The organism is Aliivibrio kagoshimensis, assembly GCF_050337105.1.
Lineage (GTDB): Bacteria > Pseudomonadota > Gammaproteobacteria > Enterobacterales > Vibrionaceae > Aliivibrio_A > Aliivibrio_A kagoshimensis.
This window is the reverse complement of the sequence record NZ_JAKJSQ010000036.1, coordinates 1-20,048: the sequence shown is the minus strand read 5'-3', so window position 1 is coordinate 20,048 and position 20,048 is coordinate 1. Positions and strand designations below refer to the sequence as shown.

Sequence of the window (20,048 nt, the reverse complement as noted above, 5' to 3'; positions counted from 1 at the left end):
AGTTGAATTGCTCTGTTTGACAACCTTAGAACTCTTGGTTCATTTTTTCAAGACACTCTAACAACACCTTCGCTTGGTCAGCATCAACATGTCGAAGTAGGTCATTGACTAAGTCAAGGTGGAGTTGATTGTGTAATCGGTGGATCACTTTGCCTTCCTCGGTCAATGTAACCACAATAGCGCGCCTGTCGGTTGGATGAGCACAGCGCACTATTAAATGGGCATTGACCAATTTTTCAATCTGAACAGTTAATGTTCCGGTGGTGATACCGAGCTTTGTTGCCAGCTCTTTCATTCGTAAATCACCATGTATACCCAGCACTTCTATGGTGTGTATTTGAGCCAACGAGTAACCGGTCTCTTTAACAACAGATTGCTCCCAAGAGGACATTTTGTCGTAAAATTCTGTCAGTGTTTGATTGAGCTTTTCTAAGTTTCGCATAGATTTAGTTCATGAACTTCGAGGGTCAGGTGGTAAATATTATCAAATTTTGCCAATAATTGTTTGTATTCAGCCACCGATTTATCACTATTTGACTCAATAGTAATCGCCGCAGAGTAGTGATTGCCACTCACTTTCCACATATGCATATCCTTCACGCTCGCAAAAGGGGCAAGTTCATCTTTAATTGATTGACGATACGCTTCATCAATATTTTCATCCAGCAAAATGGGGCTGGTCTGTTTGATCAAACCTATTGTCCATTTTGAAATAACAATGGCACCCACAATTCCCATTAACGCATCTAACCAATTCCAGCCATAATATTTCCCGAAAATAAGCGCAATAATAGCCAACAACGACGTGAGTGTATCTGCCAGCACATGCAAATAAGCCGCCTTTAGATTATGATCGTGATGGTGGTGATCATGGTCATGTCCGTGATGATGATTATCTCGAAGTAAAAACATGCTCACTACATTTACGATAAGCCCAATAACAGCAACAAGAATCGCCTCATTAAACTGAATAGCTTGAGGGTTAAACAGTCGGTGAACGGATTCGACGATCATTGCCAGAGCGACAATGCCAAGTGCAATCGCACTGGTGTAACCACCTAATACACTGACTTTACCTGTTCCAAAAGAAAATCTATCGTTATCAGCATGTTTTCTTGCATAACGATATGAGAACAACGCGATACAAAAGGCCGCGGCATGAGTACCCATATGCCAACCATCGGCTAATAATGCCATTGAACCAAAAATTGTCCCCGATACAATCTCTGCAATCATCGCGGTAATTGTCAGTAAAAGAACGTAAAAAGTGCGTTTTTCGCCACTGTGATGATGATCTGAATAGTTGTGATGGTGTTCAGTAGAAAATTTCAATCTAGCCAACTTGTTTGATAATCAAAATACTTGATAGTAATTTAATTTGATGATCAAGGTTTGTCAAGGTTACCTTCACCTCATGCTGGCAATGATCACTTGATTAAACTCGAAGCAACCATAATAAGTCTGTCCTAACTCCAATGGTATTGTAGTCAGTTGTGTAATGGCCATGACCGAATGTACTTTATCATTACCGCCGATATCCAATACTAACTCAACGTTCTCACCCAACTCTTTCATGGTGAGCAGCTCACCGTTTAGACAATTGTGCACTTCTCCGGTTGGCGGCGAATGAGTAATGCTCACTACAGGGGCTTTAAACAGCAGTAAAATGGAGTTATTGAGTGCCAGTTGCAGCTTTTGAGCGCTGGCATGAGTCACTAACGTCTCTACCTTTTGACCGCTCGCTAACACCACCGTGATGTGATCATTAAGTCCGTGAGACTCAATGGCACTGATCTGTCCCGTTAACTGATTTCTAGCGCTGGTTGTTAGAGAGAAATGCGCCATAACATCCAACAGGCTGTTCATGGCGATCGAATCATCAAGCAGTGCTTCTAACGCCATCTCTTGAACTTGTGCGGTTATGGAGTAGACCTTTAAAAGACGCTCACCAAACTCCGTTAATGTCGCGCCGCCGCCTCCTTTGCCCCCTTTTTCACTCTGAACAACAGGAAGAGACAACGCATTATTCATGTCATTTACCGCATCCCACGCCGCTTTATAACTGATACCTGCTAGCTTAGCCCCTTGACTGATCGACCCCGTTACCGCGATCTGTTCAAGCAAAGCAATTCGCCTTGGATTAGCAAACTGTTTTTTTCCTTGTGACAGGGTAAGTAAGGCGTTTAAATCCATTTTTCATCCAAAATATCATGGGGGTTATGTCTTTTTATTATCCCCTTCCGCACAAAAAATACCAACCTCAATCTGTGTTCTTTATCATGCAGTTAAGCCTATTTTGAATATAAAACACCCCTGAGTTCAACAATTGGAGATGATGCACTTGAATATTCGATATATACTTTGGTATATATCGAATCAGAATAATTAACAGGCAGTAATCATGATCTTCTCCCTTCAAGCGATTAGCCGACGTCGAGTCGCTGTTTTTCTTATGAGTTGTTTAGCCTCCCTTCCCAGTTTGGCGGCGGAAAAAGTGACAGTATTTGCCGCTTCATCACTGACCAATGCGTTAAATGAAATTGGTCAACGCTATGAACAGCAAAACCAAGATGTAAAGGTTCTCTTTTCGTTTGCTTCCTCGTCAGCCTTAGCTCGCCAAATTGGCCAAGGGGCCCCAGCTGACCTCTATCTCTCTGCCAATCAGAAGTGGATGGATTTTGTTGAGCAAAAAAGTGCCGTTAATGGACGCAGTCGCATTACATTATTAAAAAATAGCCTGGTGTTAATTGCCCCTAAAAAGAGTGATATCAATACGATTGATATCAATGGCGCGTGGGACATTTTGTCAACAGTAGGGGACAGCCGACTTGCAGTAGGCGACCCGGATCATGTTCCTGTTGGCTTTTATGCTAAACAGGCCTTACAAACACTGCACCTATGGAAAACGGCAGATCCCCTACTTGCCCGTGCTAACAACGCACGTGGCGCATTGGTATTGGTTGAACGTGCCGAAGCCTCATTAGGGGTTGTTTATGCGACAGATGCTCGCGTTGCCCCCAACGTAAAAGTCGTCGGTGTCTTCCCTGCTAGCAGCCACAAACTCATTGAATACCCATTGGCAATGGTGAGTAAAACGCCCAATAAGGCCACTCAAGATTTCTATCAATATTTGCTTAGTGCACCAGCAAAAAGTGTCTTTGAGCACTATGGTTTTGGAGCAAAATAACCATGCTAACCGATTACGAGATTGCCGCTTTAGTATTAAGTCTTAAAGTCTCTTCCATTGCTGTGCTGTGTAGCCTGCCGTTTGGTATTTTTTGCGCATGGTTACTGGCACGAGTCGAGTTTCCGGGGAAGTCTATCGTCGATAGCCTGATTCACTTACCACTGGTATTGCCACCCGTTGTGGTCGGTTACTTGCTGCTCGTCAGCATGGGCCGACAAGGATTCATTGGCCAATGGTTGTATCAGTGGTTTGGGCTTAGCTTTAGTTTCAGCTGGCGCGGTGCGGCTTTGGCGGCGGCAGTGGTCTCATTCCCTTTGATGGTGAGAGCGATTCGTCAATCATTAGAAGCGGTTGATGTGCGTTTAGAAGAGGCAGCAAGAACCTTAGGCAGTAGCTGCTGGCGAGTATTCTTCACCATCACATTGCCCCTCACCGCACCCGGTATTGTTTCAGGCATGATCATCGCTTTTGCTCGCAGTTTAGGTGAATTTGGCTCCACCATCACCTTTGTTTCCAACATTCCTGGAGAAACACGTACCATTCCATTAGCCATGTATTCATTCATTGAAACCCCCGGCGCCGAATTTGCAGCAATGCGACTGTGCATTATCTCTATCGTGATCGCCATGATGTCTCTCATTGCCTCTCAATGGCTGACCAAAAAAGCCCAACAAAGGACGGCCAACGCATGATCACCATTAACATTGCCAAGCGGTTAGGTCATCTCAATCTTAACGTTAACGCCACACTGCCACTTAATGGGGTCACTGCCGTATTTGGTCGTTCAGGTGCAGGAAAAACCTCGCTAGTGAATATTCTTGGCGGGCTCACGGATCCTGACAGCGGATTGATTCAATTGGGAGATAAAATACTGTTCAAAAAAGGAAGCATTAACCTCCCTCCAGAGAAGCGCCGTATCGGCTACGTCTTTCAAGAGGCGCGCCTGTTCCCACATTACAAAGTGAGGGGTAATCTCAATTATGGAGTGCGTCGATCCGACCCAGATCATTTCAACAAAATTGTGACACTGTTAGATATTGAGCCTCTATTAGATCGCTTTCCAATCAGCTTATCGGGGGGGGAGAAGCAGCGAGTCGCCATTGGACGCGCTCTGCTTACTTCTCCAGATCTGTTGTTAATGGATGAACCCTTAGCGTCATTGGATCTTCCTCGCAAACGGGAACTCATTCCCTATTTGCAAACCTTAGCTCGCGAGCTCAGTGTTCCTATCGTGTATGTGAGCCACAGCCTTGATGAGATTTTACAACTGGCGGACTACATGATCGTCCTCAATCAAGGTGAAGCGGTTGCCCAAGGCACACTGACCGATGTCTGGAATAGTGAGCAGATGCGCCCTTGGTTACCGGCACAAGAGCTCAGTTCATTACTCTATGCATCGGTGGCGGGTAAACACCCGATCTACTCAATGACCCAGCTTATCATGGATGATGGCAATCACCTTTGGATTAACGGAGAGCTTCCAAAATCGAAAGATAATAAACCGATTAAAGTTCGAATTGAGGCCAATCATGTCTCTATTTGTACCGAACGACCAAAAGGGTCGAGTATTCGAAATGTGTTAAAAGGGGTGATTAGAGAAGTTCATCATAGCGAAAGTGGTGAGCAGATACAGTTAAAATTAGCCCTTGGTAACGATGAATTATGGGCCAATGTTACGCCTTGGGCCTGTGACGACTTGAGTCTTGTGGCAGGTAAATCGGTTTATGCGCAGATAAAAGGGGTATCAATGGGCCAAATTGACATTGCTCAATCCCATTAAGCTTTGTTAATTGACTTTGTTAGCCAAAGAGTGCTCCAACAATGGAAGCAGAGTTTGGTAACGTGTTGGTAACGTGCGATTACGTTTACTGACCGCATATAAGGTCTCAATTACCTGTCGTTGTGGTTGATGCAGATACAGCTGATCAGGGTGTGCGAATCCGGCAATGGCACTTTGGGGCAGAACCGTAAATCCAATGCCTTGAGATATTGGTAAAAGTATCTGGCTCAGCTGGTTAACATAACCCACGGTGGGCAGATCTTCTGCTCGCAATAGTGAAAACGCCTGACTGCCGCTCTGCTCAAAATAGAGCGCGAGATAGTGCAGCGCATCCGGATGCATGATCACCCCACACGCTTTAAGTTTTTCAATGTCAATTGTTTGACCTTCATAGCGTTTCGGTAAAATCAGGCACAGAGGCTCACTACCGATAATCTTAGTGTGAAACTGACTGCTATTGGGTGCGTAAGTCACTACACCAAAATCCATACTTCCCCGTTCAATGTCATTGAGTATTTTCTGGTTCGGTGCCGCTTCAAGGTGAATCGACAGTTCAGGGTATTGTTGTTGTAGGGTGAGTAACTTTGGGTAGAGCAACAACGCAAGTGAGCCTGAACAGGCAACCTGACACTCTCCTGCATGAGGGTTATCAAAATTCAAACTCGCTAATAACGCCTCTTCATCCTTGGCGACTTGTAGCGCATACTGATAGACCAAACGCCCCTGTTCGGTCAATTCAAAACTTTTGTTAAATCGCTTAATCAACATATGTCCACAATGCTGTTCAAGCTTTTTAATGTGTTGGCTTACCCCTGGCTGAGTCATATACAATTTATCCGCCGTCTGAGTAAAGTGCCCCACGTCAATCAAGGTTCTAAAGGTGTGTAGCCAAATAGGGTTTACGCTCATCTTCCGCTCTCTTATACTACGGCAAGTTGACGGTTCACGGTAATTTTCGCTTGAACCAATCCAGCCATAACAATCACCAAACACCCCGCCATTTGCAGTGGAGAGAGAGACTCATTAAACAGTACCCAACCCAGTGCAATCACGGAAACTGGCTCAACGTAAGCTAAGGTGCCAAAGGTCGCTGCGGGCAGTTTTCGCAACGCAATGATCGACAATACAATACCTAAGAACCCTGGGATTAACCCCGCTAGCAACATCCAACCAAACTGCTCAGCATTAATGGTAAACATCTCATTCCAAGCGAGAGGTAGCACGCACAGAGCACCGACCGCCAACTGATAACTGCTACGCGTAAAATCATGAATGGAGTCATGAATGGTGCGGTTTACCAAAATAAAAGCGCTGTAACAGCTCAATGCTGCCAAACCAAAAAGCAGACCTTTAAACTCAGTTCCCGATAGCGATACGTTAAACTCCATCACCATGGTGAACCCAAGAAACGCGCAGATAATAGCCATAAACTGCGACGAATTGAGTTTCTCATTCATGAAAAAATGAGCGAAAAGTGCCGCCACGACAGGTGCTAAATAGATGGTCATGATCGCCATCATCATATTCATATAGAGCATTGCTTGAATATAAAAAACCATGAATGCGGCAAGAAATCCCCCGTTAATCAATAATGAGAGGCTCGGTTTTTTAAACAGCAACGCAATTTTGTTCACCTTCAATAAATAGAGTACTAGAAATAGTACGCCAAAAAAAAGACGATAGAAGGTGATGGTCTCGGAACCCACTTGGGCATATTTAGCAATGGTTCCCACTGCCCCCATGCTGATCGCCGCAATAATGGCAAACATAGGGTAAAGCCAGGAGGAGAGAAGATTTTTTGACATGAGCTCGACACGTTAACCAGTGGGTCCTTCCACTGTATCAGCAATCCTGCTTTTACGCATCAAACCATCAATTTTTAACTCGAAAACGTCTCACGAGTCCGGTTCGCATACGCAACAAGGGAGAGCATTACCGGCACTTCAACCAGTACGCCAACCACTGTCGCTAACGCCGCTCCTGAGTGAATACCAAACAAGCTAATGGCCACTGCGACCGCCAATTCAAAAAAGTTTGATGCTCCTATCATCGCACCAGGAGCCGCGACGTTGTGTGGCTGTTTCCAACGCTTCATCCATACGTAAGCAACGAAGAAAATCAGGTAGGTTTGAATCAACAGCGGAATCGCAATAAACACAATATCAACCGGGTTATCTACGATAGTCTGTGCTTGAAAACCAAACAACAAAATCACAGTACCCACTAGACCAAAAATGGACATCGGTTTTAACCTAGCACTAATAACATCAAGCTTCTGCTGGTTATGGATGAAATAACGAGTCAGTGTGCCTGCCACCAAAGGGATCACCACAAATAGCGATACCGATAATAATAAGGTATCCCAAGGCACCATCACATCAGTAACGCCCAGTAAAAAAGCGGTGATCGGAGCAAAAGCAACCACCATAATCAGATCGTTAATCGCGACCTGCGCCACCGTATAATTGGCATCTCCTTTGGTTAATTGACTCCATACAAACACCATGGCAGTACAAGGCGCAACACCTAATAAAATCATCCCTGCAATATATTGATCACCTAACTCTGGAGAGATCCACGGACCAAACAGATAACGAATAAACAGCATCGCAAGCAACGCCATGCTAAAGGGTTTGATTAACCAATTCACTACCAAGGTGATGATGATCCCTTTTGGTCGTTTATGAATATTACGTACTGAGGTGAAATCCACCTGCATCATCATCGGGAAGATCATTAGCCAGATTAACACCGCAATCACCATATTAATCTGGGCATATTGAAGGTTACCAAGAAAAGAGAACAGCTCAGGAAAAAGCAGGCCGAGACCAATCCCCGCCAGCATACCAAAACCGACCCAAACACTTAAAAATCGCTCAAAAATACCCATTACTTCTGCCTTTTATTCATGTCGTCACAGGATGGACAAAATGTTGATAAATCAATTGGCGCACACGCACTCTTCGGATCATCAACACAACACGCCTCTGTCATGTAGGTGATCAGCTCCAGCATTACACTCAAATTGGCACGATAACGTTGATATCGCCCCTCTTGCTCTACCGACACCATTCCTGCGTGTAACATCGCTTTTAAATGAAATGATATTGAATTGGGTGCGATATCCATCTCACGCGCCATCTCTCCGGCGACTTTGCCTTCACGTCCCGCTTTGACCAGCAATCTCCAAGCTTCTAACCGAATACCTGAAGAGAGAGAGTCAAAAATGGTAGTTGCTTGTTCGTTATTCATACTCACCCCTATATTATGATTCGATAATACAAGAATTATTGAATTAATCAACGAAAATTAAGCCTCGACAAGAACGAGGCTTAATATTAAGACCAACTCCCTGTTGTGGAGCCAACGTTACATCGTCGGTCTTTCTATCTCAAAATGGCTATTCAGTGGCATAGAGCGACGGTAGCCACGTGATAATTGCACATACTTAATCCATAAGCGCTCTAATTGAGTTTTGGCTTTAGTTGGGTTATTTACCACCTTCACAAAGTGTTTCTCTTCGCTGTTCTCAGGCAGTAATTCACCATTCTCTAACGACAACATGGTGTCTCCATACCGTATCAAAAGCTCCTCCTCAACCAAGGTAAAATCCCCTGATTTAGCAAAACCTCTGGCGTACCTTTGGTCATCAAAAAATCGTGTTTGACCATGGCGAAATTCTATTTCAGACATGTCGTTCTCTTTTTAAATAACGCCCACAATTGAGCAATCCTCTATCGCGAAAAATAGTCTCAAGTGAGTAAAAATAGAAACAAATTTTTTTTGTCGAAAGGATAAAAATGATTTGTTAGTCAGCGTGAAAAAAACTTGATAGATTCTCGCTTCTTGAAGCTCCGGTGCCACTCTCAAGCGTACCCTTCAAGTAATAATCCATGTCGTTGTGGTATTGGTGACGACTGTATCCCCCATGCAGTCGTTAATAGTCTCTTTTAATTATTAATGAGTGAAATGAAAGAAAAAATTGTTATCGGTTGGCGAGAAACTCTTGCTCTTCCAAGCCTAGGAATCCATCAGATCAACGCAAAAATTGACACAGGAGCACGGACCTCTTGCCTACACGCCTTCAAAGTCGAACGCTTTGAAAAGTGTGGAAATCAATGGGCGCGATTCTGGATTCATCCAATACAAAACGACTTGGACACAGTGGTAGTTTGCGAAGCTAAAATCATCGATCAACGCAGTGTTAGAGACTCTGGTGGTCACGAAGAGCAACGCTATGTTATCGAAGCAGATGTTCAGCTTGGAGACCGCACTTGGTCCGCTGAATTTACCTTAACTAACCGCGAAAATATGAAATTTAGGATGTTGTTGGGTCGCACTGCGATGCAAGAGCATTTGTTAGTTGATTCATCTTTGTCTTACACCATCGCTTTCAAGGAGTGCAAATAATGAAAATTGGTATTCTTTCACGTAACGCGTCACTTTATTCTACTCGTCGTCTGATTGAAGCGGCACAAAGTCGCGGACATGAAGTTAACGTTATTGATACGCTACGCTGTTATATGAATATTAACTCTGACAAACCAGAAGTTCATTATAAAGGCGAAGAGCTGACTGGATTTGATGCGATCATCCCTAGAATTGGCGCGTCGGTGACTTTTTATGGCACTGCAGTACTTCGTCAATTTGAGATGATGAATGTATTCCCGGTCAATGAATCAGTGGCCATATCACGCTCTCGTGACAAATTACGTTCCATGCAACTATTGTCACGTAAAGGCATCGGTATGCCTATTACAGGTTTTGCTAGCAAGCCGGATGATGTTAAAGATTTATTGGGTATGGTTGGCGGTCCGCCTGTGGTCATCAAACTGCTTGAGGGCACACAAGGTATTGGTGTTGTTCTCGCAGAAACACACAAAGCAGCAGAGAGTGTGGTTGAAGCCTTCATGGGGTTAAAAGCCAACATCATGGTGCAAGAGTACATCAAAGAGGCTGGCGGTGCTGACATCCGATGTTTCGTGATTGGCGATAAAGTTATCGCGGCAATGAAACGTCAAGGAGCAGAGGGCGAATTCCGCTCAAACCTTCACCGTGGCGGCAGTGCATCTTTAGTTAAGATCACACCAGAAGAGCGTAAAACAGCAGTGGCAGCCGCTAAAATCATGGGGTTAAACATTGCAGGTGTTGATTTGCTACGTTCTGAAAGAGGCCCATTAGTGATGGAAGTGAACTCATCACCAGGTCTAGAAGGCATCGAAGCAGCAACAGGCAAAGATATTGCTGGACTCATTGTCGAATTTATTGAGAAAAATGCTGGGCAGAAAGGAACGAAAACACGTGGCAAAGGCTAAAAGAAATCATTCATTTGAAATATTGAATAATCACATTGCCCCTGGCGAGAGAAAAGTGGTTGAGGTAGAAGTAGCAAAACTTTACACCCACTCACCGCTCTCTATTCCGGTGGAGATCATCAACGGCCAGTTCGCTGGTCCAACATTGATGGTCAATGCTGCTATACACGGTGATGAACTTAATGGCGTTGAGATCGTAAGACAACTTATCAACACCATTGATCCGTCAAAGCTAAAAGGTACCGTTATCGCGGTGCCTATTGTTAATGTATTTGGTTTTATCCATAAATCTCGCTATTTACCCGATAGACGTGATCTTAACCGCTGTTTTCCAGGCAGTGAAAAAGGGTCATTGGCATCAAGAATGGCTTTTACCTTTTTTGATTTGATTGCAAAGAAGTGTGATTACATTTTGGATCTGCATACTGGTGCAATACACCGTACCAATTTGCCACAAATACGAGCGAATTTAAGCAATGAAGAGACGCTCAGGATTGCTCAAGCCTTTGCTACGCCAGTGATTATCGATTCACCACTGCGTGACGGTTCACTGCGCAGTGAAGCAGAAAAACAAGGTATCCCAGTGCTAACCTATGAAGCAGGAGAGGCGTTGCGCTTTGAACCCATTGCCATTAGCGCCGGATTCCTGGGAGTAAAACGAGTGATGCAGGCCATTGGCATGTTACGGGCAAGCAGAAAGAGAACCGCGCCCCCTATCATTGCCAAATCCACTAGCTGGTTACGTGCTGAAAGTGATGGCATTCTACGCACCATTGTCACCTTAGGCGAAAAAGTTGAGAAGCGGCAAGTGCTGGCTTACATCAGCTCACCACTGGGTCACAGTGAAATAGAGCTACGCACACATAAAGGCGGAATTGTTATTGGCCAGCAGACGCTACCATTGGTCAATGAAGGTGATGCCGTGTTCCACCTTGCTTATTTTCAGCAAGATGATAACGAAGTAGAACAAGCAGTAGAAAACTACATTGAAGAGGTGGGTGATCTTGATGTGGATCCACTGACTACTGGGCAAATAAACCTTAATTAATAGAACGGAACAGTGACAGTGAAAAACCCGATTCACCTAAATAGGTACATCGATGCAAGAAGTTAAGTTACTTCTCCTATCGCTTCTCGATCTCGGCCCATTCAGTTGGGCCGCTCTTTTTTGTTGTGCCTTTAACGGCACAATAATCGGTGTCGAGCGACAAGTGCGCGGTAAACCAGTGGGCATACGAACATCGATACTGATCATATCAGGTACCTATCTGTTCATGTCTCTGGCAGCCTCTCTATCAAGTAATCCACTGGATCATGCCAGAGTCCTTGGTCAAATCATTACTGGCATTGGATTTCTAGGCGCAGGGGTTATGATGACATTGGATGGTAAAATCCATGGCGTGACTTCAGCGGCCATTATCTGGATGCTCGCGGCAGTCGGCTTAATGATTGGTTTGGGTTACTTACACCAGTCAGTGATCATTACTCTGCTCACCATCAGCGTTCTACTTGGCGTAGATAGGGTGGAGAATAGTTTTAAAGCGCTTACAAGAGGTGTTCACCACAAGTTTCTTAAGCGGAAAACATCAACACACTAGACAGGTCCGATCAGAAAACTGTTGCCTCAGATTCACGTGTGCTATCTTAATCTGCCCAAATATATAACAAAGCAGAAGACACGGAGTTCACTGATAATGAGTGTAGAGCAAGCCTACTATTTTAGTGTTGCCTTGATTAATTTGGTATTCGCTCTTGCAGGCACCAGAGTTAAGGAGCATGAAGGAAGTTCTAATTCCATACAGTTCTTTATGATCTCCTTTTTTGCCTACTTTATCAGTTGGTTCGTATACGTATTTGAAGTCAATAAAACTCTTGAGATTATTGGAGCCTTAACGGCTTCAACTTTTGTATGGGGCATGGTCATGTTTGGTGCTAAACGTTGTGCAGTAAACATACCTTGGCAGTTACCCATAGGGTTATTCACCCTTCAATGTTTCACGCAGATTTATACCTTACAACAAGATGATTTGACACATTATTTTCATGTAAGTGCGGCTTTTCTTCCTATCGCATTTTTTGCCATTGGATACATGTTTTTAAAATTAAAAGTGGAGCGGAACCCGTCAGATATTGCGGTGGGATACGCGTACATCGCCATGGCTCTTGTTGTTATTGGTCGTTCAATATTATTAGAAACCTCCCCAGAATGGTTCGCCCAATCTAGTTTATATTCACAAATTATCTGGCCTGCCTTTTGCACCACTATCGGTGTTTTTGCTCTATTAAGTTACACAGAAGAAGCTCAAAAAAGAGTGGTGAAAGAGTCTAATACGGATCTCTTGACTGGCTTGAATAATCGCCGCCTGTTTGATGTTGAGCTCAGTAATTTTTTGGCCAGTTCACCCAATTACGGTGCACTTATCTTTTTTGACCTCGATGGATTTAAACCAATCAACGATAAATATGGTCATAACATAGGTGATCGAGTTCTTATTGAGCTTGGGATTCGCTTAAAAAAATCAGTACCAAGCAATCAAATCTTAGCGAGGTTGGGGGGAGACGAATTCGCTCTGTTACTTACCGACATAGGAGACGTTCAATCAGAAGCGAGGAGGCAAGCTAAGAAGATAGCACAACGAATGCAAAAAGTGATAAAAACGCCCATTCGTTTTGGAGAGTACACCATTCAGGTAACAAGTAGCATAGGGATTCATATCATCACTCCCGGTAGCCAAAATGAAGTATTGATACTGACGGAGGCTGACAACGCCATGTATCAGTCTAAAGCGATAAAGAAAGGCAGCATTACTTTTTCTGACGACTTAGCTAAGTCCGGCTACCTAACAGCAAAAATCGGTGTTAGCGATATTGACCAAGAACATGAAGAGCTTGACGGCTTAATTCACTCATTATTAAACAGTAAGACAATCACGCCAGAGAATATCAGGAGTCTAAAACGGGGTTTAAAACGGCACTTTAACTCTGAAGAGAAACTGAGCAGTGAATTAGAATTAAATATGACAGCCGAACATATTCAAGATCACCATAAGATACTCACGTTGTTTTCAGATATTGATACAAAATCAGATAGCTATTTAACGACAGAGTTCGTGACTATGCTTAGTGAACGAGTATCACAACATACAGTTGAGCATGATCAATTGTTATGTAGAGTACCCCAAACACCTTAGAGTACTCACATTGACATTAGTTAATATCGAGAACGATTTTCCCGCGAGTTCGACCCGACTGACTCTGCAAATGAGCATCAACGATCGTTTCTAGTGTGAAATGATGTTCAATCAAAGGCTTCAGTTGTTCGGATGCGACGAGTGCATTCAGCTCTTTCAAGATTCGACTACTTGGTTCAATAAACACAAATGCGCCTCGCGCTTGGTGAGCTGCGGCTAATGCTTCATCAGGTTGCTCAACAATCGATACCAGCATACCGCCTTGTTTCAACAATTCCCAAGAGAGCTTTTGTATCTCGCCACCTAATGTATCGACCACAACATCAACGGGTTCAATTTGTTCGTTCAATGGAGCCTTTGCATAATCGACAGCTTGATCTGCACCGAACTCTTTCAATAATGCTTGGTTTGCTGCTGATGCCGTCGCAATAACCGTTGCTCCTTTTGCTTTCGCGATTTGAATCGCTAAATGCCCAACACCACCAGCACCTGCATGAATAAGCACTCGCTGTCCCGCTTCTACTTTTGCGACATCAACCAAGCATTGCCATGCAGTAATACCCGCTAGTGGTAGAGCGGCAGCTTCAGAGAAATCAAGTTTTGATGATTTCAATACCGCTTCATCTGCTTTCACCGCAATAAAGTCAGCATAGCTACCGTCACGATTGATCGCAGGGCGGCTGAATACTTCATCGCCCACCTTAAACTCAGTAACCTTGGAACCCACTTCAGTGACGATGCCAGCCACGTCCCAACCCAGAGTCACAGGTAAGTCATAAGGAATAAACGTTTGTAAATAACCTTCACGAATTTTCCAGTCCACAGGATTTATGGCTGCAGATTTTACCTGTATCAAAATATCATCATCGTTGATGATCGGCTTTTCTATATTGTCTAATTGTAGAGTTTCGGTGCCACCATATTGGTGAATTCGGACAGCGCGCATAGGGAGTTCCTCTTGTGATTTCTTTGTATCAAATATCGATTATAGCGCTTCGCCATTAACCGTTAGTTTTACATCAATGTTTCCACGTACTGCATTTGAGTATGGGCATACCTGATGGGCAGTATTCACTAGCTGAACCGCTTGCTCTTGATCTAGGTCTAACTCTACAGAGAGACTCACTGATAACGCAAAACCACCGTTATCATTTGGACCTATACCTACTGTTGCAGTGGTTGGTGCTGATTGAATGGCCACTTTCATTTCACGGGCAACGTGCAAAATTGCGTTGGAGAAACACGCTGAATAACCCGCTGCAAATAGTTGCTCAGGGTTTGTTGCTTCCCCTGTTCCACCCATCTCTTTTGGATAGCTTAACGCGACAGAGAGTTTATTATCATCGGTAGAAACTTGTCCGTTACGCCCTGCAACTGCTGTTGCTGATGTTGTGTAAAGTGTCGTCATGAGTATTAATCCTTCATCGGTTGAGTATTAGTGCGTTATTCGCACATTAATGTTCAATGTTAATTGCGCGAAATTCAATTGCGCACAACCTAGTTTGAAGAATAGTAATTGAAATAAACGCGGTGCGCAAGTATATTGTGCACAATTAATTATTATTTATTTAGGCAATCAACATGAACGAGCAAGAAAAAGAGAATTATCTCAGCTTGGATAATCAGGTCTGTTTTGCGCTTTATAGCGCTTCCAATGCAATGGGACGTGCCTATCAACCGCTATTAAAAGCCTTAGACCTCACTTATCTACAGTACATTGTTATGATGGTCCTTTGGGAGAAGCAATCAATAAACGTCAAACAGTTAGGTCAAGAGATGCATCTAGACTCAGGCACGCTTACCCCACTGTTAAAGCGCTTAGAGGCAAAAGGCTTTGTCAATCGAACTCGAAGTCAGGAAGATGAAAGAATTCGTGTTATTTCTGTCACCGAACTCGGCATTCAGTTACGCGAAAAAGCGAAAAATATCCCAAGCGAGATGATGTGCATGTCTAAGATGAACATTGAAGAGCTTATCCAACTCAAAAAAGAGTGTGAACAGTTACTGGCAAACCTCACGGAGTAAACCTTATGGCAAAGCTATCGAGTCCATCTTGTGACAGAAACAAACAGCCCATCGTCGAACAGTTGTCTCACTACTTCAAAGACAGCAAGCGTGTGTTAGAAATTGGTTCTGGCACTGGTCAGCATGCCTATTTTTTTGCTTCTCAGCTCCCTCACTTAAACTGGCACACCAGTGATAGACCAGAAAGCCACCCCAGTATCCATGCATGGATTGCCCATTCAGATTCCGAAAACATCATCAAACCGATTGAATTCACCGTTGGAATCGATGGATGGCCAAACCCAGATATCGACGCGGTATTTACCGCAAACACCACCCACATAATGCAGCCACATGAAGCAAAAACCATGATGGAGATGGTCGCCAACAATCTGCCTAAAGGGGCGATATTTTGTCAATATGGTCCGATGAATGTCGAGGGTAACTTCACCTCAGAGAGTAACCAAGCCTTTGACCAAACCTTAAAACAGAGAGGATTTGGCGGCATTCAAGATATTGAACAATTAATCATTTGGGCGGAGGGGTTGGATCTCATTGCAACCATACCAATGCCCGCTAATAACTTTCTATTGGTGTGGGAGAAGTAATGTCGAAACCAAAGGAAAAGGGAAAGAACCTGGGCATTCTGTTTGAGCTAGTCAGATTTGTTCAACCCTACAAGGGACGAGTCGCCGCTGCACTTATCGCACTGGTTTTTACCGCCGCACTAACCTTATCCATCGGCCACGGTGTACGTATTTTGATTGATGAAGGGTTTGCCCAACAGTCAATACAAGATCTTGGTACTGCGATTCAAATCATCCTTACCATCACTGTGTTTATCTCTATCGGCACCTTTTTCCGTTTCTATTTGGTCTCTTCTGTGGGTGAGAGGGTCAGTGCTGACATTCGACTTGCGGTATTCAATCACGTGATTACTCTACACCCTAGCTACTTTGAAACCAATGGCAGTGGTGACATCATGTCTCGGATCACTACCGACACCACCTTACTACAGAGTATTATTGGCTCATCATTCTCAATGGCCATTCGCAGCGCGTTAATGTGTGTCGGTGCCATCATCATGTTGTTTGCTACTAATATCAAACTGGCTTTAATCGTCTTAGCATCGGTCCCTTTCATCCTAGTTCCGATATTAGTGTATGGCCGACGTGTTAGGGCGCTATCCCGTCAGAGCCAAGACTCTATGTCTGATGTGGGAAGCTACGCTGGTGAAGCGATAGAGCACATTAAAACGGTTCAAAGTTATAGCCACGAAACCCAAGAGAGCGCCTCGTTCTCAATTGAAGTAGAAAAAGCCTTTGAGATTGGTCGTCAACGCGTTAAGCAACGTGCCATTTTAATCTCAGGCGTTATCGTGATTGTATTTAGTGCTATCTCCGGCATGCTATGGGTTGGTGGAACCGATGTTATTAATGGCACGATGTCGGCAGGAGACTTAGGTGCCTTTGTCTTCTACGCCATCATGGTGGCCTCATCCTTAGCAACCATTTCCGAAGTACTTGGCGAACTGCAACGCGCAGCAGGCGCAACAGAAAGGTTGATTGAGATATTGCAGGTTGAGAGCCATATCCTTGCTCCTAGCCAGCACGTCACCTCAGCTGACACTCTTTCCGCAGAAGTGGCGTTTGAGGATGTCACTTTCCACTACCCTTCTAGGCCAGATCAAGCGGCCACTGACCATCTAGTATTAAAAGCAGAAGAGGGAAAAGTTCTGGCGCTGGTTGGCCCGTCCGGTGCAGGAAAAACCACTCTATTTGAACTGCTACAACGTTTTTATGACCCCCAATCAGGATCGGTTACTCTTGGTGGCGTCGATATTCGTCAATTTGATCCCAACGATCTGCGTAGACAGATGGCATTGGTGCCACAACAACCTGCTCTATTTAGTCATGACGTCTTTCACAATATTCGTTACGGTAACCCAACAGCCACTAATGAGCAGGCGATAGAAGCGGCTAAAAAAGCTCATGCGCATGAGTTCATCATGTCACTACCACAAGGCTATCAAAGCTTCCTTGGTGATAAAGGAGTCAGGCTCTCAGGAGGTCAACGCCAGCGTATTGCCATCGCTAGAGCCATCTTAAAGGATCCCAACATACTGCTTCTTGATGAGGCTACCAGCGCGTTAGACAGTGAGAGTGAGCATCATGTCCAGCAAGCCCTGCAAGCGTTGATGAAAGGCAGAACAACCTTAATTATTGCGCATCGCCTTTCAACCATTCAACATGCAGACCGAATAGCCGTATTGGATAAAGGTCATTTAGTTGATGTGGGCGATCATCAATCACTACTGAAAAGTTGCGAGCTGTATCAACGTTTGGTTGAGCTGCAATTCAAACAGCCATAAACCGTCGAGGTCTATTGTGGACAATGAACAAAATCGAGTAAAAAAAGCCACGCGTATTGAGAGCGTAATGAACTCCGCCATGTGGCACTTAGGCCAACGAGATCTCACAGAGAGTGAATTGCTCAAGAAGCTTCGAGTTAAAACAGATAATGAAGAGTGGATAGCCGGCACCCTAGAGAAACTGCGTGGTTTTGGCTATCTCAAATCGGATAATGAATTTGCTGAAAAATTCGCAGAACGGTCGTTTTCCAGCGAATATGGCTCTGGCTACATTCTCGAAAAACTCAAAAAAAAAGGGCTCAAAGAAACACAGATCCGTGAAGTCATTACCCAAGTAAAAGCAGATCGGCAGATCGATGAGCAGACCATCTTGAACGATCGAATTAATCAGCACTATCAAGCCTTCGACATGAGTAAAGAGAAACTCACCTCTGCCCTGCAAAAAAGAGGGTTTAGCTACTCTCAGGTCAATGACGCGATAAAACAACACGCTTGCTTCCATCAGCTGCAAACCAATCTAGAGATCAAAGCGGAAAAAGCCGATTTAGAGAAAGAGGTGATGAAATATGTACGTAAAGGCAAAGGGCTTACCGTTATTCGCCAAGAGTTGCGTCAACGTAAAATCGACACCACCGATCTTGATGACTTAGTAGAGCGGCTAATTAACGCCGAAGCGATCGATTTCTATACCAACTGCTTAGAACAGCTGCAGAAGAAGTCCTACGATCTCAACACCCATAAAGAGCGCAGCAAAGCCTATGCGATGTTAAGTCGTAAAGGGTTTTCATCAGAAGAGATTAAATACGCCATGAGTGAAGAGGAGTAGATACATGATGAAGGTGAATGAGTGCGTCTCTTTTATGTTGATTGATAACGGCAATGTCTTACTTGAAAAGCGCTGTAAAAATAAAAAAACAGATGCAGGGGTAACGAACATTCCTGGCGGGCACATTGAAGAGGGTGAAAATCAGGTTCAGGCATTATGACGTGAAGTGAGTGAGGAGTTAACGGTCACTGCAACGTCATACAAGCATCTTTGCTCACTTTATCACCCAACGAGTGAGTTACAGTTAATTCATTATTACATTGTGGATGGCTGGGAGGGAGAGATCTCAGCACAAGAAGCCGAAGAGGTTCAATGGCATCCATTGTCATCCGCTCCAGTCGGTATTGAAGCGGATCATTTAGCTTTATCTGAATTCCGCAGAGTGGGTGTAAAACTACGAAACACTCTATGCTAATAGGACTATTGACCCTATAGCGGGAAGGCGAAATGGGTTATCGCCCTCGTCATGTATCAGTCCGAATACAATTAGCCTCGGTTAATCGTGATATCGGATATATATCCACGTTTTGTACTCACCAACGCTTGTTTTAGCATACCTGCAGCTTCCAATGCAGTCATGAAGGTTGAGGTATTAAGATCTTTGCCACTGGTTTCCCAAAAACGGGTCGCCATTCCACCGGGATAGACGGAGATTATCTTCATCGGGCAATCCTTTAGCTCTAAACGCAATGACTCAACAAATCCACGTACCACCCATTTTGCAGCGCAATAGGTTGACTCCCCAGATTTCCCTGCTTTTGCAGCCGTTGACATGACTACAACGACATCCACTTTTTGGTTGCGATATCTCCGAACCAATTCTCGTAAAAAAAAGATCGTTGAGGTCACGTTATTATCGAGGAGCTGCTTAATCGCAATGGGGACTTGTTCTTCAATACTGCCAAAGTAGCCACTGCCGGCACAATGGATCACAGTGCTTGGTGCTTCCGTTAACGAATCGAATAACTCAGATACGCTTCGTGGATCACATAAGTCAGCACTGCAGGTAACGACTTTATCATTCAATGGAGCACTTATTTGCTCTAGACGTTGTTGATTACGTCCGGTCAGAGTCAATAACGCACCATCGTCACTATACAAACCCGCCAACGCTGCACCTAACCCACTGCTCGCTCCAGTAATCATGATCATAAAAATTCTCAGGCAATTTATAGTGCCCCTAATGTAGCCTGTTTATTCATCATTTTCATAATTCAAATAACAACTTGAACAAAGAATAAAATCCCCTCCAATTTTTACCATATGCAATTGGACAATCTTAAAAGACAACACTACCTTGGATAGAGCAATATCTGATTGCCGCAGAAGTTAGTATCTCTGTTATTCATAAATATTTTTACCAATCGGTAAATG

General features: G+C 44.1%; 23 protein-coding genes and 1 pseudogene. 13 read left to right on the top strand and 11 right to left on the bottom strand.

Going from position 1 to position 20,048, the window contains the following annotated elements; translation table 11 throughout:
• Window positions 1-25: 25 nt before the first annotated feature.
• The 3 genes from L4C32_RS12600 to L4C32_RS12590 form a co-directional block, all read right to left on the bottom strand.
• Window positions 26-442 carry a MarR family winged helix-turn-helix transcriptional regulator gene (locus tag L4C32_RS12600; protein WP_428197230.1) on the bottom strand — a complete coding sequence of 139 codons (417 nt, stop codon included), beginning with the start codon at window positions 440-442 and terminating at the stop codon, window positions 26-28.
• On the bottom strand, window positions 430-1,332 hold the full coding sequence (gene dmeF / locus L4C32_RS12595; RefSeq protein WP_428197229.1) for a CDF family Co(II)/Ni(II) efflux transporter DmeF: 903 nt from the start codon (window positions 1,330-1,332) through the stop codon (window positions 430-432). The genes L4C32_RS12600 and dmeF overlap by 13 nt, the downstream gene beginning before the upstream one ends.
• Before the next feature lie 75 nt (window positions 1,333-1,407).
• Window positions 1,408-2,193 carry a TOBE domain-containing protein gene (locus tag L4C32_RS12590; protein WP_428197228.1) on the bottom strand — a complete coding sequence of 262 codons (786 nt, stop codon included), beginning with the start codon at window positions 2,191-2,193 and terminating at the stop codon, window positions 1,408-1,410.
• A gap of 208 nt (window positions 2,194-2,401) precedes the next feature.
• Here L4C32_RS12590 and modA point away from each other — a divergent pair, with 208 nt between their 5' ends.
• The 3 genes from modA to modC are packed head-to-tail and all read left to right on the top strand — an operon-like array spanning window position 2,402 to window position 4,967.
• Window positions 2,402-3,187, top strand: coding sequence for a molybdate ABC transporter substrate-binding protein (gene modA, locus L4C32_RS12585; RefSeq protein WP_428197227.1), 786 nt, complete (start codon window positions 2,402-2,404; stop codon window positions 3,185-3,187).
• A gap of 2 nt (window positions 3,188-3,189) precedes the next feature.
• A complete protein-coding gene (gene modB, locus L4C32_RS12580; RefSeq protein WP_428197226.1) occupies window positions 3,190-3,879 on the top strand; it encodes a molybdate ABC transporter permease subunit in 690 nt (229 codons plus the stop codon).
• The gene (modC, locus tag L4C32_RS12575) at window positions 3,876-4,967 is read left to right on the top strand and encodes a molybdenum ABC transporter ATP-binding protein ModC (protein WP_428197225.1); all 1,092 of its coding nucleotides are present in this window, start codon (window positions 3,876-3,878) and stop codon (window positions 4,965-4,967) included. Before modB ends, modC begins: the two co-directional genes overlap by 4 nt.
• Before the next feature lie 6 nt (window positions 4,968-4,973).
• On the opposite strand, the gene L4C32_RS12570 is transcribed toward modC, so the two are convergent.
• From L4C32_RS12570 to maoP, 5 genes are all read right to left on the bottom strand, one after another.
• Entirely contained in the window at window positions 4,974-5,876 is a 903-nt protein-coding gene (locus tag L4C32_RS12570; protein ID WP_428197224.1) for a LysR family transcriptional regulator, read from the bottom strand.
• Window positions 5,877-5,887: 11 nt separating this feature from the next.
• The gene (locus L4C32_RS12565; protein ID WP_428197223.1) at window positions 5,888-6,772 is read right to left on the bottom strand and encodes a DMT family transporter; all 885 of its coding nucleotides are present in this window, start codon (window positions 6,770-6,772) and stop codon (window positions 5,888-5,890) included.
• A gap of 74 nt (window positions 6,773-6,846) precedes the next feature.
• On the bottom strand, window positions 6,847-7,857 hold the full coding sequence (arsB, locus tag L4C32_RS12560; RefSeq protein ID WP_428197222.1) for an ACR3 family arsenite efflux transporter: 1,011 nt from the start codon (window positions 7,855-7,857) through the stop codon (window positions 6,847-6,849).
• Window positions 7,857-8,219, bottom strand: a complete 363-nt coding sequence (locus L4C32_RS12555) for an ArsR/SmtB family transcription factor (RefSeq protein ID WP_428197221.1) — start codon at window positions 8,217-8,219, stop codon at window positions 7,857-7,859. The genes arsB and L4C32_RS12555 overlap by 1 nt, the downstream gene beginning before the upstream one ends.
• Before the next feature lie 117 nt (window positions 8,220-8,336).
• The gene (maoP, locus tag L4C32_RS12550) at window positions 8,337-8,660 is read right to left on the bottom strand and encodes a DUF413 domain-containing protein (protein ID WP_428197220.1); all 324 of its coding nucleotides are present in this window, start codon (window positions 8,658-8,660) and stop codon (window positions 8,337-8,339) included.
• A gap of 276 nt (window positions 8,661-8,936) precedes the next feature.
• On the opposite strand from maoP, the gene L4C32_RS12545 reads away from it, so the two are divergent.
• The 5 genes from L4C32_RS12545 to L4C32_RS12525 all read left to right on the top strand — a co-directional run bounded on the left by L4C32_RS12545 (window position 8,937) and on the right by L4C32_RS12525 (window position 13,473).
• Window positions 8,937-9,377 carry an ATP-dependent zinc protease family protein gene (locus L4C32_RS12545; RefSeq protein WP_428197219.1) on the top strand — a complete coding sequence of 147 codons (441 nt, stop codon included), beginning with the start codon at window positions 8,937-8,939 and terminating at the stop codon, window positions 9,375-9,377.
• Entirely contained in the window at window positions 9,377-10,282 is a 906-nt protein-coding gene (gene rimK / locus L4C32_RS12540; protein ID WP_428197218.1) for a 30S ribosomal protein S6--L-glutamate ligase, read from the top strand. Before L4C32_RS12545 ends, rimK begins: the two co-directional genes overlap by 1 nt.
• A complete protein-coding gene (locus L4C32_RS12535; RefSeq protein WP_428197217.1) occupies window positions 10,269-11,330 on the top strand; it encodes a succinylglutamate desuccinylase/aspartoacylase family protein in 1,062 nt (353 codons plus the stop codon). Before rimK ends, L4C32_RS12535 begins: the two co-directional genes overlap by 14 nt.
• Window positions 11,331-11,382: 52 nt before the next feature.
• Window positions 11,383-11,880, top strand: a complete 498-nt coding sequence (locus L4C32_RS12530) for an MgtC/SapB family protein (protein ID WP_428197216.1) — start codon at window positions 11,383-11,385, stop codon at window positions 11,878-11,880.
• 96 nt (window positions 11,881-11,976) lie between these two features.
• Window positions 11,977-13,473: a diguanylate cyclase domain-containing protein gene (locus L4C32_RS12525; RefSeq protein ID WP_428197215.1), complete on the top strand. Its 1,497-nt coding sequence runs from the start codon at window positions 11,977-11,979 to the stop codon at window positions 13,471-13,473.
• A gap of 16 nt (window positions 13,474-13,489) precedes the next feature.
• Here L4C32_RS12525 and L4C32_RS12520 read toward each other — a convergent pair whose 3' ends face one another.
• Together L4C32_RS12520 and ohr are read right to left on the bottom strand one after the other, a co-directional pair.
• Window positions 13,490-14,419: an NADP-dependent oxidoreductase gene (locus tag L4C32_RS12520; protein ID WP_428197214.1), complete on the bottom strand. Its 930-nt coding sequence runs from the start codon at window positions 14,417-14,419 to the stop codon at window positions 13,490-13,492.
• A 39-nt stretch (window positions 14,420-14,458) separates the two neighbouring features.
• Window positions 14,459-14,881, bottom strand: a complete 423-nt coding sequence (ohr, locus tag L4C32_RS12515) for an organic hydroperoxide reductase Ohr (protein ID WP_428197213.1) — start codon at window positions 14,879-14,881, stop codon at window positions 14,459-14,461.
• Window positions 14,882-15,054: 173 nt separating this feature from the next.
• Here ohr and ohrR point away from each other — a divergent pair, with 173 nt between their 5' ends.
• The 5 genes and pseudogenes from ohrR to L4C32_RS12490 all read left to right on the top strand — a co-directional run bounded on the left by ohrR (window position 15,055) and on the right by L4C32_RS12490 (window position 19,089).
• The gene (gene ohrR, locus L4C32_RS12510; protein WP_428197212.1) at window positions 15,055-15,498 is read left to right on the top strand and encodes a transcriptional regulator OhrR; all 444 of its coding nucleotides are present in this window, start codon (window positions 15,055-15,057) and stop codon (window positions 15,496-15,498) included.
• A 5-nt stretch (window positions 15,499-15,503) separates the two neighbouring features.
• Window positions 15,504-16,085, top strand: a complete 582-nt coding sequence (locus tag L4C32_RS12505; RefSeq protein WP_428197211.1) for a DUF938 domain-containing protein — start codon at window positions 15,504-15,506, stop codon at window positions 16,083-16,085.
• Entirely contained in the window at window positions 16,085-17,848 is a 1,764-nt protein-coding gene (locus L4C32_RS12500; protein WP_428197210.1) for an ABC transporter ATP-binding protein/permease, read from the top strand. Before L4C32_RS12505 ends, L4C32_RS12500 begins: the two co-directional genes overlap by 1 nt.
• 67 nt (window positions 17,849-17,915) lie before the next feature.
• Window positions 17,916-18,674, top strand: coding sequence for a recombinase A (locus L4C32_RS12495; protein ID WP_428197250.1), 759 nt, complete (start codon window positions 17,916-17,918; stop codon window positions 18,672-18,674).
• Window positions 18,675-18,681: 7 nt separating this feature from the next.
• Window positions 18,682-19,089: pseudogene (locus tag L4C32_RS12490) on the top strand (NUDIX hydrolase).
• 71 nt (window positions 19,090-19,160) lie between these two features.
• Here L4C32_RS12490 and L4C32_RS12485 read toward each other — a convergent pair.
• Entirely contained in the window at window positions 19,161-19,826 is a 666-nt protein-coding gene (locus L4C32_RS12485) for an SDR family NAD(P)-dependent oxidoreductase (protein ID WP_428197209.1), read from the bottom strand.
• Window positions 19,827-20,048: the final 222 nt, after the last annotated feature.